Genomic DNA, 14,075 nt, shown 5'->3' on the forward strand with positions numbered 1-14,075 from the left:
CCTGGTGTACAAACTTTGCACGTAATTATACGTGCGTATAAAAATAGCGGAAGTGGGTGGCGGGATTTTTTTCAGCAGTGTGATCCGCGAGCGCTATGGGAGGTCGGCGATCGCCGTCCGATAAGAAGGAAGAGGGGGCTCACCGATCCAGGCCGCGCAGCCGGCGCTATGGGGTATCGGCGATCTCGGTCCGATAAGAAGGAGGGCGGGCGCAGGTCTCTCCGATTCAGGCTGCGCTGCCGGTGTTATGGCGTGTCGGCGACCCTTGTTCGATAAGGCGGACGGGCGCAGGTCTCGCGTATCAGGGTGCGCAGCCAGCGGTGGGCTGGGTCCGCATCCTGGCTGGGGTGCCAGAGCAGGGCGACCCGGATCCCGGGCAGCGAGAAGGGCAGGGGCAGGGTGACCAGGTCGCCGAGCAGGCTGGCGCAGTGCAATCTGGGCACGGTCGCTACCAGATCGCTGCCGCGCACCAGGGCCAGCGCCGTGGCAAAACCGGGCACCAGGGTCGCAATGGTCCGCGTCAGTCCCTGTGTGGCGAGCACCTCGTCGACGGGGCCGTGGAGTTGACCCCGGCGGGACACCAGTACGTGGCGGGCGGCGGCATAGCGGGCCGCGGTCAGGGGACCGTCGCAGAGCGGGTGATCCGGGCGCACCACGGCGACGAAGTGGTCCTGAAACAGGGCCTGGGTACGCAGCTCGGGCGCCGTCTGTGCGCCTATCACCCCGGTCTCGAAGTCCAGCTCGCCGCGGCGCAAGGGGCCGCTCTCCTTGTCGGGCTTGGCCAGAAAATGGAGTCGCACTCCGGGGGCCTCGGCGGCGAGGCGGGCCAGCAGGGCGGGACCGACCGCCTCCACGAAGCCGTCGCTGGATCTCAGGCGAAAGGTGCGCACCAGGCTCGCCGGATCCACCGCTTGCTGGGGACGCAGCACGCTTCGGGCCTCCTGCACCAGCCGGCCGACTCGTTCGCCCAACTCCCGCGCCCTGGGGGTCGGTACCAGGCCACGGCCGGCCCGCACCAGCAGGGGATCCCCCGTGGTCTCCCGCAGCCTGGCCAGGGCCCGGCTCATGGCGGAGGGGCTCAGGGAGAGGCGTCTGGCGGCGCCGGCCACGCTGCCTTCCTCCAGCAGGGCCTCCAGGGTGAGCAGCAGGTTGAGATCGGGTGTGGTCATGGTCTTGCCCTCGCAGCCGGTACTTGTGAGTCTTCCCATCATACGCGAGCTGCGGCTCTTTGATATGGCGTCTGGTGCAGCTATACGCTGCAAGCCGTGCGTCTTCCGCCTTGTCAGCGTGCCCACTAGCCTTGTCGGCATCATCACTTGCCGGAGATACTGCCATGTCCACAAAGCCTCTCGTTTCCCCTCCCGTGACGCACCGCCTGGGGCTCGCGGGGCTCGGGCTCGCCACCCTGCTGCCCATGCTGGCGGGGAGCATGGCCAACCTGGTGCTGCCTGCCCTGGGGCCGGTATTTGCGGTGCCCTTTGCCAGCCTGCAGTGGGTGCTGGTGGCCTATCTGCTGGGGATCACCTGCCTGACGGTGGTGGCCGGTCGGCTCGGCGATCGTCTCGGTCGCCGTCGCCTGCTGCTCTGGGGCTCCGGGGTGTTCGTGCTGGCCTCCCTGCTGTGCGCCCTGGCGCCCTCCATCGGCTGGCTGATCGCGGCCCGTGCCCTGCAAGGGGCGGGAGCGGCCTGCATGCTGGTGCTCTCGCTGGCCATGGTGGGGCAGCTGGTGCCGCCGGCCCGACGCGGCTGGGGCATGGGGTTGCTCGGCACCCTGTCGGCCTGCGGCACGGCGCTCGGCCCCTCGTTCGGCGGTCTGCTGATCGCCGGATTTGGCTGGCAGGCCCCCTTCCTGCTGCTGCTCCCCCTCGGGCTACTGGCGTCTGGGTGTCTTTGGGGCGGTCTGCCGCCGGATGACGGGCATCCGTCCCGGGGCGAGCTCCCTCTCCCCGGCCTGCTGGCGCTGGTGGTTGCGCTGCTCTGCTACGGGCTGGCGCTGACGTGGGGTGGCCTGGCCGGGATCTGGGCTGGGCTGGGGGCCCTGCTGGCGACCACGCTGTTTGTGCGCCTCGAGGCGCGGGCCCACGCGCCCCTGTTGCCGCCAGGGCTGCCGGGGGATGCCGGGCGGCGCAACGGCATCGTCGCCAGCGCCCTGGTGGCCAGCGTCATGGTGGTGACCCTGCTCATCGGCCCCTTCTACCTGCACGGGGTCTTCGCCCTCGACATGGGCACCGTGGGCCTGATGATCTCGGGCGGCCCCCTGCTGGCGGCGTTGTCCGGCATGCCCGCCGGCTGGCTGGTGGATAGGTTGGGTTCGCGGCTGGTGGTGCGGCTGGGGCTGCTGCTCATGGTGGGGGCCGTGACCTGTCTCGTCCTCCCGGGATCGGCCCTCGGCCCCCTCGGCTACCTGCTGCCCATCCTGCTGCTGACCGCCGGCTACGCCCTGTTCCAGACCGCCAACAACAGCGCCGTGGTGGGTGGTGTGGATGAGCGGAGCAGGGGGGCCGTGGCCGGCCTGCTGACCCTGTCGCGCAATCTGGGCCAGCTGACGGGGGCGGCGGGGCTGGGTGCCCTGTTCGCCACCCTGGTGGGGCGGCCCGATCTCGCCACGGCCACGGCGGACGAGCTGGTGTTCGCCACCCGGGTCACCTTCGCCCTGACGGCCTTGCTGCTGGTGACGGCATTCTGGCTGGCGGGAAGAGGGGAGTGTGTCGTGCAGGGTGACGCGACCCGGGACGGCCGCGAGTTGGGAGAGCGCTGAAAACGAAGACGCCTCCACAGGGGAGGCGTCTTGCTATGAGATTGAGTGGTTCGCTTACAGGCTATTAAACCACTCAGAACTTCGTCTTCGATCAGTCTGTTACAGGATACTGAACCGCTCAGACTCTCTTTTTCTATCAACCTGTTACAGGATAAAGCGGCTCAGGTCCTCGTCTTCAATCAGCTTGCCGAGGTGGGCGTTGACGTAGTCGGTGTCGATGACGAAGGTCGCGCCGGACTGCTCGGAGGCATCGAAGGAGATGTCTTCCATCAGGCGCTCCATCACGGTGTGCAGACGGCGGGCACCTATGTTCTCGGTGCGCTCGTTGACCTGCCAGGCCGCCTCGGCCAGACGGCGGATGCCGTCCTGGGTGAACTCGATCTTGACCCCTTCGGTGGCCATCAGCGCCTGGTACTGATCGGTCAGGGAGGCGTTCGGCTCGGTCAGGATGCGCTCGAAGTCTTCGGTGGTCAGCGCTGTCAGCTCGACCCGGATCGGCAGGCGCCCCTGCAGCTCGGGGATGAGGTCGGACGGCTTGGCGATCTGGAAGGCGCCGGAGGCGACGAACAAGATGTGGTCTGTCTTGACCATGCCGTGCTTGGTGTTGACGGTGCAGCCCTCGACCAGGGGCAGCAGGTCGCGCTGGACCCCTTCACGGGAGACGTCCGGGCCCGAACTCTCGCCGCGCTTGCAGATCTTGTCGATCTCGTCGAGGAAGACGATGCCGTTGTTCTCGACGGAGGCGATGGCCTTCTGCTTGAGCTCTTCCGGGTTGACCAGGCGGGCTGCTTCCTCTTCGATCAGCGCCTTCATGGCCTCCTTGACCTTGACCTTGCGCTTCTTCTTCTGGCCCTGGCCCAGGTTCTGGAACAGCCCCTGCAGCTGGTTCGCCATCTCTTCCATGCCCGGCGGGGTCATGATCTCGACGCCCATGGGGGTGGCGGCCAGATCCAGCTCGATCTCCTTGTCATCCAGCTGGCCTTCCCGCAGCTTCTTGCGGAAGATCTGGCGGGTGTTGGAGTTGTCGGCTTTCTCCTCCTCGCCCCAGCTGTTGCGCGGGTTTGGCAGCAGGGCGTCGAGGATGCGCTCCTCGGCGGCCTCCTCGGCGCGGTATTTCATCTTCTCCATCTCGGTCTCGCGCACCAGCTTGATGGCGACGTCGGTCAGATCGCGGATGATGCTGTCCACTTCCTTGCCCACATAGCCCACCTCGGTGAACTTGGTCGCCTCCACCTTGATGAAGGGGGCGTTGGCCAGCTTGGCCAGGCGGCGGGCGATTTCGGTCTTGCCGACGCCGGTCGGGCCTATCATCAGGATGTTCTTCGGGGTCACCTCGTGGCGCATCTCCTCATTGAGTTGCATCCGGCGCCAGCGGTTGCGCAGGGCGACGGCGACCGCGCGCTTGGCATCGGCCTGACCAATGATGTGTCGGTCCAGCTCGTGGACGATTTCTCTCGGGGTCATCTCGGACATGATGGGATTCCTGTGTCGGGGGCGGCCTGGCCGCCCCTAAGAAGAGGGGGCGCTTACTTGGCGCTGTAGTCCAGCACTTCCACTGTGTGGTGCTGGTTGGTGAACACGCAGATGTCGCCCGCGATCTTGAGGGCCTTCTCGACGATGCTCTTGGCGTCGAGGTCCGTGTTCTCCAGCAGGGCGATGGCGGCGGACTGGGCGAAGTTGCCGCCGCTGCCGATGGCGATGAGATCGTGCTCCGGCTGCACCACGTCACCGTTGCCGGTGATGATGAAGGACTTGTGCTCGTCCGCGACCGCCAGCAGGGCCTCAAGGCGGCGCAGGGCGCGGTCGGTGCGCCAGTCCTTGGCCAGCGCCACGGCGGCGCGCTCCAGGTTGCCCTGGTGGGCCTGCAGCTTGGCTTCGAAGCGTTCGAGCAGGGTGAAGGCGTCGGCGGTGCCGCCGGCGAAACCTGCCAGCACCTTGCCGTTGTAGAGGCGATGAACCTTGCGGGCATTGCCCTTCATGACGGTGTTGCCAAGGGAGACCTGGCCATCGCCACCGATGACGACCTGACCGTTGCGGCGAACTGAAACTATGGTAGTCACTTCATTTACCTCGCTTGAGCCGAATGACGGCCTGACTGTGCATGGCAACAAAGATGGGGATGGCCAACCGGCTTTTCAAGCCTGTTCAGTGACCGGATCGAGGGAGGGAAGAGAGGGGATCAGGAAGGGGGTCGAAAGAAACAGGGCCGGGTGTTGTCACCCGGCCCTGTGCCTGGCAAGCGGCGATCACCCCTTCTTGGGGATGCAGCCGCTGATGCCGGAGCCCTGCAGCTTGCGGTTGGCCGCGTCGGCCGCCGCCTTGCCGTTGAAGGGGCCCACCATCACCTTATAGACGGCGCCACCGGCCCCGTTGACCACCTGCAGACTGGAGGAGAGGCCGGCGGTGAAGGCGATGCGCGCCTTGAGCGACTCCGCGGAGTCCTGGGAGCGCAGGGCGGCGCACTGCATCATGTAGCGACCGCCGTCGGCGGCTGCGGTCTGTGCAGTCTGGGTCGCTGCCTTGGCCCTGGCGGCCTCGGCCCGTTCCCGTTCCAGCTCGGCGCGGATCTCCCGCTCCATCCGTTCACGCTCGGCCTTCTGGTCGATCACCTGTTCCCGGGCGCTGGCGACCGGGGCACCGGTGGCCGGCTTGGTCGGTTGCACCGGCTGCGGCTGGTACGGCTTGGCCTGGCCGATGGGGGTCCCCGGCTGGGGGATCTCGGTCGGCACGGGTTGCGGCAGCTTCTCCGGCTGCAGGGTCAGGGTCTCGGCGGGTGGCGGCGGCAGCACGCCCGGCTGGGGCGGCGGCTCTATGATGTCCACCTGCTTGTTCTCCAGCCGCTCGATGTAGCTCCACTTCTCCTGGGGCAGGCCATTGCCCTGCGCCTTGGGCTTGTTGGCCTTCACCTGCTCCTCGATGGTGGGGGCGTCGGCTCCCTTGCCGTTGATGAGGTAGAGGAAGGCGCCGAAGCCGACCACCAGGGCCCCGGCCAGCAGTGCCGGGATAACAGGAAAGCGGCGAGGCGCCGCTTTCTTGATGTTACGGCCACCCGCCCGTCGTCTCGGGCTGTTGCCGACGTAATCCCGGGTCGCCATCTATTACATGCGCTCCAGGGTGTGGATGCCCAGCACGCCCAGGCCCAGCTTGAGCACCTTGGCAGTGGCGGCACACAGCAGCAGACGGCTCTGGCGGGTCGCCTCGTCCACGCCGTCCTTGTTGATCGGGCAGGCTTCGTAGAAGGTCATAAAGTTGCCAGACAATTCATAGAGATATGTGCACAGAAGGTGCGGCATCCCCTTGTCAGCCACGCCGTTGACCGCGTCGGAGAACTGGATCAGCTTCTGGGCCAGGGTCTCTTCCGCCTCTTCGGCCAGGACCACCTTGCCGCTCAGGGTGTCGGCATCGACGCCGGCCTTGCGGAAGATGGACTGGATCCGGGTGTAGGCGTACTGCAGGTAGGGGGCCGTGTTGCCTTCAAAGGAGAGCATCAGATCCCAGTCGAAGATGTAGTCCGTGGTGCGGTTCTTGGAGAGATCCGCATACTTGACCGCGCCCATGGCGATGGCGTGGACCACCTCGGCCTTCTCTTCGGCGGAGAGGTCGCTGTTGCGGCTCTCCAGCAGGGCGCTCGCGCGCTCTTCCGCCTCGTTCAGCAGGTCGACCAGCTTGACGGTGCCGCCGGAGCGGGTCTTGTAGGGGCGGCCATCCTTGCCCAGCATCATGCCGAAGGCGTGGTGCTCGAGGGGCACGGACTCCGGCACATAGCCCGCCTTGCGGGTGATGGTCCAGGCCTGCATCAGGTGCTGGTGCTGACGGGAGTCGATGAAGTACATCACCCGGTCGGCGCCCAGGGTCTCGTAACGGTACTTGGCACAGGCGATGTCGGTGGTGGTGTAGAGGAAGCCGCCGTCGCTCTTCTGGATGATGACCCCCATGGGCTCGCCATCCTTGTTCTTGAACTCGTCCAGGAAGACGACGGTGGCCCCTTCGCTCTCGACCGCGAGGCCCTTGGCCTTCAGGTCGGCGACGATCTGGGGCAGCATGTCGTTGTACATGGACTCGCCCATGATGTCCTTGTTGGTCAGGGAGACGTTCAGGCGGTCGTAGTTGCGCTGGTTCTGCTCCATGGTCATGTCGACCAGCTTCTTCCACATGGTACGGCAGTACTCATCGCCACCCTGCAGCTTGACCACGTAGTTGCGCGCGCGCTCGGCGAAGGCTTCGTCTTCGTCGTAGTGACGCTTGGCCTGGGTGTAGAAGGCCTCCAGATCGCGCAGCTCCATGTCGGAGGCGTGCTCGTTGGCCATCTTCTCCAGGTAGGCGATCAGCATGCCGAACTGGGTGCCCCAGTCGCCGATGTGGTTGGCGCGGATCACCTTGTGGCCGAGGAACTCCAGGGCGCGGGCGGCCACGTCACCGAGCACGGTGGAACGGATGTGGTGCACCGCCATCTCTTTGGCCACGTTGGGGGCGGAGTAGTCCACCACCACGGTCTGCGGCGCGGGCAGGCGCACGTTGGCGTTGGCGCTGGTCACCATGGCTTCCACCTGGCCGGCCAGCCAGCTCGTGTCGAAGAAGAAGTTGATGAAGCCGGGGCCGGCGATCTCGACCTTGGCGATCAGATCGGAGGCGGGCAGGTGCTCGATGATGGCGGCGGCCAGCTCGCGGGGATTCTTGCGGGCCGGTTTGGCCAGCAGCATGGCCAGGTTGGTGGCCAGGTCGCCGTGAGCCTTCTCCTTGCATCGGTCTACTTGCACGCGGGCTTCCAGGTCCGCCGGCAGGACGCCCACAGACTTGAGATTGGCTACCGTTTGTTCAAGTAGATGATGAATATGCTCTTTCATAACTGACCACCGAGGTTGCGCGTCGAAAAATGACTGACTGGATAAGGGCGTGAATTTTACCCGCATCGGGCCGAGAAAACTATAGGAACGGCCCGTACCCGTGGGTGCGACGGATATTTCACTGCGTTTTCCACCACATGGCAGGATATTGATTTGAATAAGTGGTGGTTATCCATTTCTACTGCATATCGAAGCGGCTTGTCCAGGCTATTTTCCCCTGATTATTGCGGGGCTATTTATACCGTTTCGGTCTGAATGATCTCGCTGCCTACGGCGGTCGTATCCTTAGAGGAAGCCGCTGGAGGACGATTCCCATGACACTGGTACTGTTTCCACTCTCCGCTCACCTGCTGCCCGGCGGCATCATGCCGCTGCGCATCTTCGAGCCCAGATACCAGCGCATGATCGCCGAGTCCCGGGAGCGGGAGTTCGCGCTCTGCATGCTGGATCCCCGCCAGCCCGATGCGCTGCGCAACATGTATCCCATCGCCACCCGGGTGCGGATCATCGACTTCGATCTGCTGCCTGACGGCCTGCTCGGCATCACAGTGCTCGGGGTGGAGCGGGTCAGGATCACCGATCTGTGGCAGGAAGAGGACGGCCTGCGGGTCGGCGAGGTGGAGCCGCTGCCCCCCTGGCAGAGCGGCCGGCTCAAGGCCGACCAGCACTCCCTGGCCAAGGCGTTGCAGGACGTGTTCAACGACTACCCCGAATACGCGGCCCTCTATCCCGAGCCGGACTGGGAGGACGCGAGCTGGGTGGCCCAGCGCTGGCTGGAGGTGCTGCCCATCCCGGTGGAGCAGAAGCAGTGGCTGGTCGCGGCCAAGGACAACCAGCCCGCCCTCTCCCTGCTGAGCGGCCTGCTGGTCGCCAGCCACTGACAGTCCGGGGTGATCCTTTTTCCTTCCCGCACGTACTGGTGAAGACCACGACACGCGAGGGATGGCGCAATGGCATATACTGGCCAACCACAATCGGCTCCACGCAGGACATCGCCCCCCATGGACAACCCAGATGGCGATCTGACATCTCTACTCATCCGGGTGGCCGAGCAGGCCGACAAGGCTGCCTTCGCCACCCTGTTTCAACACTTCGCCCCGCGCATCCGCAGCTACGGGCTGCGCCACCTCGGCAGCGAGGCCAACGCCATGGAGCTGGTCCAGGAGACCATGCTGCTGGTGTGGCAGAAGGCGCGCCTCTACCACCCCGACAAGGGGGCGCCGACCACCTGGATCTATACGGTGATGCGCAACCAGAGCTTCGACATGCTGCGCCGCCGCCGCGCCAGCAAGGAGGAGCTGTGCGCCGAGGAGATCTGGCCCCTGCTGGAGTTCAGGGCGGAGGAGGAGCACCTGAGCGGGGGCGAGGACGCCGTGCTGACCCGCCAGATGGCCCACTATGTGGCCACCCTGCCGGAGCCGCAGCAGCAGGTGGTGCGCGGCATCTATCTGCAGGAGCTCTCCCAGCAGGAGCTGGCAGACCGGCTCGGCGTGCCGCTCGGTACCATCAAGTCCCGCCTCCGGCTGGCATTACAGAAACTGAAGGAACAAGTGGAGCAAGGCCATGATTAAGACCCATCCGACTGCACTCATGCTGCGCGCCTTCGCCGCCGACGAGCTGCCACTGCCGCTGGCCGTCGGCGTCTCCGCCCATTGCGAGCTCTGCCCGGACTGCGCCGCCCGGGTCAAGGATTGCGAAGAGGAGCTGGCCCGCGAGCACCTGGCGCCCGCCGAGCCGGACGAGGCGCTGCCGGCCGGGTTCGATGCCATGCTGGCCGGGATACTGCATCAGCCGGTGGCGACGGCGGCCGAGCGGGAGCCCCCGGCGAGCCCCCGGCCCGAGCTGCGGGTGGCGGGTCACAGCTACCGCCTGCCACGGGTGCTGGCCAGGTACCATGACCCCAGGTGGCGCCACATCGGCGCCATTCGCCAGCACAGCCTGCCGCTCGACGAGATGGGGGCCCGCGCCAGCCTGCTCCACATCGAGGCGGGCGGCCGCATCCCCGAGCACACCCACAGGGGCTATGAGCTGACCCTGCTGCTGGCGGGCACCATAGAAGATGGCGACACCCGCTATCAGGCCGGGGATTTCATCTGGCGCGACGCCAGCCACGCCCACAGTCCGCACACCCCGGACGGCTGCCTCTGCTACACGGTGCAGGATGCGCCCGTGCAGTTCACCAAGGGGCTGTCGCGGCTGCTCAACGGCATCAGCCATCGCCTCTACTGAGCCCTCAATGGCAATAAAAAAGGGACCCTCAGGGTCCCTTTCTCGTTCCACGGCATGGTGATCAGGCCACAAACACCAGGTAGACGGCGAAGGCCACCACGAAGCGGTAGATGGCGAACGGGATGAAGTCGAGGCGACGGATCAGCGCCAGGAAGGTCTTGATGGCGATCATGGCCACCACGAAGGCGGTGACGAAACCCACCGCAAACATGGGGAAGTCGGCCATGGAGAGGAAGTCACGGCTCTTGTAGAGATCCAGGCCGCTGGCCGCGATCATCATGGGCACCGCCATGATGAAGGAGAACTCGGCCGCCGCGTGGCGGCTGATCCCCATCAGCATGCCGCCGCTGATGGTGGCGCCGGAGCGGGAGAAGCCGGGCCAGAGCGCCAGGCACTGGAACAGGCCGATGCCGAAGGCCTGCTTGTAGCTGATGTCGTCAAGCGTCTCGGCGCGAACCGCCGGACGGAACTTCTCGGCGATGATGAGCAGGATGCCGCCGGCCACCAGGGCATACATCACGGTCTGGGGGCCGAACAGATGGGCCTTGATCCAGCTGTGGATGACCAGCCCGATGACCACGGCGGGCAGCATGCCGAGGATGATGTGCACCAGCGACAGGGTGGCCTGGCCCTTCGGCGGCTTCTGGCCGAAGTGGATGCCGATGAGACCGAACAGGCGGCGCCAGAACATGACGACCACCGCCAGGATGGAGCCCAGCTGGATCACCACCTCGAAGGTGGCGGCCTTGGGCCCCTCAAAACCGAGCAGGTGGCCGACGATGATCATGTGGCCGGTGGAGGAAACGGGCAGAAACTCGGTCAGGCCTTCCACTATGCCCAGCACGAAGGCGACAAACAGGGCGTAGGATTCGGTCATGGTGCAGATCTCTTGGTTGATGGGTCTGGATAAAATCAGCCCCGAACAGGGTCGGGGCGGCCAATGATGGCGGAAAATCGCGCGGGCAACCAGAGATTATTGGAAGGGACCGCCGACCCCGACCTGTGCCGTGCGGCCGGGGTCGTCTGTCTGCGGGCTGCGCGGGGCAGGGGTCGGCCGCCCCCTGGTCCCGTCATCTTCTGGCATGGTCAGCGGCATAGGCCCGTCACGCCAGCACGGACAGGATCTGCTGCTGCAGCGTCTCCTCCAGGGGCGGCAGGGCCAGGGCGTCGACGGCGCTCGTTATCTGTTGCGGGTTGCTGGCGCCGATGAGGGCGCAGCTCACCACGGGGTCGCGCAGCACCCACTGTAGCGCGAGCTGTGACAGGGATTGTCCCCGCCGCTGTGCCAGATCGTGCAGGGCGCGGATACGGGTCAGCCTGTCCGGGGTGATCTGTTCGGGCTTGAGGAAGGGGCTGGCGCTGGCGGCGCGGGAATCCGCCGGAATGCCGGCCAGATAGCGATCGCTCAGCAGTCCGCCCGCCAGGGGCGAGAAGGCGACCACCCCCATCCCCTGCTCCCGGCAGACCGGCAGTGTCTGCTCTTCGATCTCCCGCTGGAACAGGGAGTACTTGAGCTGGTTGACCAGGCAAGGGGTGCCGAGCTCCGCCAGCCGGGTGGCGGCACTAGCGGCAAGCGGGGCCGGGTAGTTGGAGAGGCCGACGTAGAGCGCCTTGCCCTGGCGCACCATGAGCGCCAGTGCCTGGCAGGTCTCCTCCAGCGGGGTGCGGGGATCCGGCCTGTGGTGATAGAAGATGTCCACGTAGTCGAGGCCGAGCCGGCGCAGGCTCTGGTGCAGGCTGGCAAACAGGTACTTGGCGCTGCCGCCGTCGCCGTAGGGGCCGTCCCACATCACGTAGCCCGCCTTGCTGGCGATGATCAGCTCGTCCCGGTAGGGAGCCAGGCTGCCCTTGAGCAGCTTGCCGAAGGTGGTCTCGGCGGCGCCCGGGGGCGGGCCGTAGTTGTTGGCGAGATCGAAGTGGGTGATGCCGAGATCGAACGCCCGGTGCACCATGGCCTTCGCGGTGGCGGGATCGCTCCCTTCGCCGAAGTTGTGCCAGAGGCCGAGACCGATGCCGGGCAGGCGGAGGCCGTGGCGACCGGCGGGTCGGTAGGCCTGGCGCTGGTAACGATCCGGCGCGGCGAGGTAGGGATCATCCATGGGTACTCCTGAATCAGCTTTCATGTGCAGGACCTTAGGCCTCAAGCCGTTGTTGGCGCGGGCATCGGCACGCCGGGGGATGTCTGAATGCATCGCCATACAACGCCAGAAGCCATCGCGGTTGTCAACGGCAATGACGGGGGCAACCACGGTGTGATCACACATTGCAAACTCAATATAAAACAACGGGTTGGCATAGTTTCTATGCCAACCCGTCGCGCCTCAATTCCTGCCGGTTCTCAGCCCCCGTCCCTGTGGAACACGGGGATCGGCAGCGGATCCTGGCCGGGTGGTTACCACCATACGTTGGCTTGCAGGCCCACGGTCCAGGTGTCATCGGCGGTGCCGTTGTCGAAGGCGTGGGAGCCATCCCAGTCGGCGTTGTCGCTGTCGAGGTAGCTGGCGAACACGCGCAGCTCCGGCTCGCCACGGCCGAAGGAGAAGGCCTGGGCGATGGTGGTCTTGGAGCCACTGCGGGAGTCGACGTCACCGTTCTCGGTCTTCTCGTCCTCGAAGTAACCGGCTTCCACATAGGTGCGGGTGATGTCGGTCCAGTGGTAGGTCACCTTGGCGCTCACGGCGAAGGCGCTTGCGTCACCCTCGACGCCATCCCACTGCTTGATGTCGTTCGCTTCGGCGTAGTTGATGGCGTGGCTCAGATCCCAGTCTGCGGCCAGCGGGATGATGCCGTAGTTGCGGATGGCGAAGCCGTTGCCGCTCTCGACACGGCCGCTCAGGGTATCGGCAGAACCGAAGGTGACCCCTTGCAGGGCGGAGCCGTCGGCGTAGTACTGGAGGGTGGTCTTGTTCCAACCAGTTCCCAGGAGCGACTGATTCAGTTCCAGCATCACGGCATGGCCGTCGGCGTAGTCATGGTTGCCCAGATCGGCATCGATCTGCTCCGCGGTGGCATCGGCCTTCAGGAACTTGTAACCCATGGCCAGGGTGGCGCCATTCCACAGCGGCAGGTCGGTGTAGAGCAAGTCCAGCTGGTTGGAGTCGATCATGTCCTCTATCGGGTCGCCGACACTGTTGTTGTAGGTGCCGGCGATGTCGCGGTGCAGGGCGGCGACGGAGAGCTTGCCCTGGCCCAGCTGCATGTCTTCGATACCGCCACCTATGTTGGTCTGGTTCCAGTAGAAGAAATCATTCGAGTCGATGACGAAGCCCTTCTTGTACTGACGGATGCCGGCCCAGGAGGTCTCACCCAGGCCCATGAAGTTGCGCAGCTGCATGTTCATGTTTTCCCAGCCGAAGTTGGAATCCCCCATGTTGCTGTTGGTGTCGCCGTCGTACATGTTGAACATGGTCTGGATATAGACGGACTTGGTTTCGTCGCTCTTCAGCTCCTTGCCGAAACCCACCTCGGCATAGGTATCGAATTCGTTGCCCAGACGGCCGACCTTGTTCTTCTGGAAGCTGCCCCCCACGGCATCTTGCATGGAGCCGCTGTCGCCCGTTCCCATGCCGGAGCGGAAATAGCCGTAATAATCGAAGCCGGCCGCCTCGGCAGAAACGGCAGCTTGCGCGGAAAGCGCAGACACGACGGCGACGGCAACTGGAAGCCACTTGGTTTTCATGATCTCTTCCTTATAACAATGATGAATTGGGTAACGCCGAAAACAATCAGCATTCCACTGAGTCAATTCCCTGACCGATTTGAAACTCGACACTTCTCTGTGCTGAGCCTTGCAAACATAAATAATGGGAATAGCGGCGTGACGGCATGGGAGCCTGCCACAGGTGGCCGTTATTTTAGGAAACCGTGTTATCCATTCTTTTAATAAAAGAATGGAGCATTGTCAGGACATCATTGCCGGCGGCATGTCTTCGCAACTAGCTTTCATTGATCGCAATGGTTACCAACGAGGACGCGATAATGGCAAATCCGTTGACCGTTTTTCGAAATAGCATTGGGGCGACGCGCACATCTGCCTGCCCCTCGCCTGGCGAGCAGCCTGTCACAGGCAAGCATCACAGGTGTCTCGACCCTTAGCGTGGCGTTCAGGCGCTGAGCTGATGTCGCTGTTCTGGGGCGCGTTCAACCCTTGTCTGTCATGAGGCGAGCAGCCCTCATGGCACATCCAAAATAGATGGCACCTGTTCACGCATATTTTGACCTTGCCAGACAAGCGCATCAAAAAG

The 14,075-nt window shown here is 64.9% G+C and carries 12 protein-coding genes; 4 read left to right on the top strand and 8 right to left on the bottom strand.

From position 1 onward, the window contains the following. Window positions 1-245: 245 nt before the first annotated feature. Window positions 246-1,169: a LysR family transcriptional regulator gene (locus I6L39_RS07480; protein ID WP_216991766.1), complete on the bottom strand. Its 924-nt coding sequence runs from the start codon at window positions 1,167-1,169 to the stop codon at window positions 246-248. A gap of 164 nt (window positions 1,170-1,333) precedes the next feature. On the opposite strand from I6L39_RS07480, the gene I6L39_RS07485 reads away from it, so the two are divergent. After that, the gene (locus tag I6L39_RS07485; RefSeq protein ID WP_216991452.1) at window positions 1,334-2,758 is read left to right on the top strand and encodes an MFS transporter; all 1,425 of its coding nucleotides are present in this window, start codon (window positions 1,334-1,336) and stop codon (window positions 2,756-2,758) included. A gap of 144 nt (window positions 2,759-2,902) precedes the next feature. Here the strand turns inward: I6L39_RS07485 and hslU are convergent, their stop codons facing one another. From hslU to argS, 4 genes are all read right to left on the bottom strand, one after another. Continuing rightward, window positions 2,903-4,231 (bottom strand): HslU--HslV peptidase ATPase subunit, encoded by a 1,329-nt coding sequence (hslU, locus tag I6L39_RS07490; protein WP_042078733.1) that lies wholly within the window; start codon window positions 4,229-4,231, stop codon window positions 2,903-2,905. Between the two features lie 53 nt (window positions 4,232-4,284). Continuing rightward, on the bottom strand, window positions 4,285-4,818 hold the full coding sequence (gene hslV, locus I6L39_RS07495) for an ATP-dependent protease subunit HslV (protein ID WP_042078734.1): 534 nt from the start codon (window positions 4,816-4,818) through the stop codon (window positions 4,285-4,287). A 186-nt stretch (window positions 4,819-5,004) separates the two neighbouring features. Then, a complete protein-coding gene (locus I6L39_RS07500) occupies window positions 5,005-5,853 on the bottom strand; it encodes an SPOR domain-containing protein (protein WP_216991453.1) in 849 nt (282 codons plus the stop codon). A 3-nt stretch (window positions 5,854-5,856) separates the two neighbouring features. Continuing rightward, window positions 5,857-7,602: an arginine--tRNA ligase gene (gene argS / locus I6L39_RS07505; RefSeq protein ID WP_216991454.1), complete on the bottom strand. Its 1,746-nt coding sequence runs from the start codon at window positions 7,600-7,602 to the stop codon at window positions 5,857-5,859. A gap of 314 nt (window positions 7,603-7,916) precedes the next feature. On the opposite strand from argS, the gene I6L39_RS07510 reads away from it, so the two are divergent. From I6L39_RS07510 to I6L39_RS07520, 3 genes are all read left to right on the top strand, one after another. After that, complete coding sequence (locus I6L39_RS07510; protein ID WP_209794335.1) at window positions 7,917-8,483, top strand: LON peptidase substrate-binding domain-containing protein; 567 nt, start codon at window positions 7,917-7,919, stop codon at window positions 8,481-8,483. A 120-nt stretch (window positions 8,484-8,603) separates the two neighbouring features. Continuing rightward, window positions 8,604-9,173 (top strand): sigma-70 family RNA polymerase sigma factor, encoded by a 570-nt coding sequence (locus I6L39_RS07515; protein WP_216991455.1) that lies wholly within the window; start codon window positions 8,604-8,606, stop codon window positions 9,171-9,173. Further along, on the top strand, window positions 9,166-9,831 hold the full coding sequence (locus I6L39_RS07520; RefSeq protein ID WP_216991456.1) for a ChrR family anti-sigma-E factor: 666 nt from the start codon (window positions 9,166-9,168) through the stop codon (window positions 9,829-9,831). Before I6L39_RS07515 ends, I6L39_RS07520 begins: the two co-directional genes overlap by 8 nt. A gap of 61 nt (window positions 9,832-9,892) precedes the next feature. On the opposite strand, the gene bacA is transcribed toward I6L39_RS07520, so the two are convergent. From bacA to I6L39_RS07535, 3 genes are all read right to left on the bottom strand, one after another. Beyond that, window positions 9,893-10,708 (bottom strand): undecaprenyl-diphosphate phosphatase, encoded by an 816-nt coding sequence (gene bacA, locus I6L39_RS07525; RefSeq protein WP_042078741.1) that lies wholly within the window; start codon window positions 10,706-10,708, stop codon window positions 9,893-9,895. 226 nt (window positions 10,709-10,934) lie between these two features. Next, window positions 10,935-11,930 (bottom strand): aldo/keto reductase, encoded by a 996-nt coding sequence (locus I6L39_RS07530; RefSeq protein WP_216991457.1) that lies wholly within the window; start codon window positions 11,928-11,930, stop codon window positions 10,935-10,937. A gap of 293 nt (window positions 11,931-12,223) precedes the next feature. Then, window positions 12,224-13,510 (bottom strand): carbohydrate porin, encoded by a 1,287-nt coding sequence (locus I6L39_RS07535; protein ID WP_216991458.1) that lies wholly within the window; start codon window positions 13,508-13,510, stop codon window positions 12,224-12,226. Between the last annotated feature and the right edge of the window lie 565 nt (window positions 13,511-14,075).

It is taken from the genome of Aeromonas sp. FDAARGOS 1409, assembly GCF_019048705.1.
Lineage (GTDB): Bacteria > Pseudomonadota > Gammaproteobacteria > Enterobacterales > Aeromonadaceae > Aeromonas > Aeromonas sanarellii.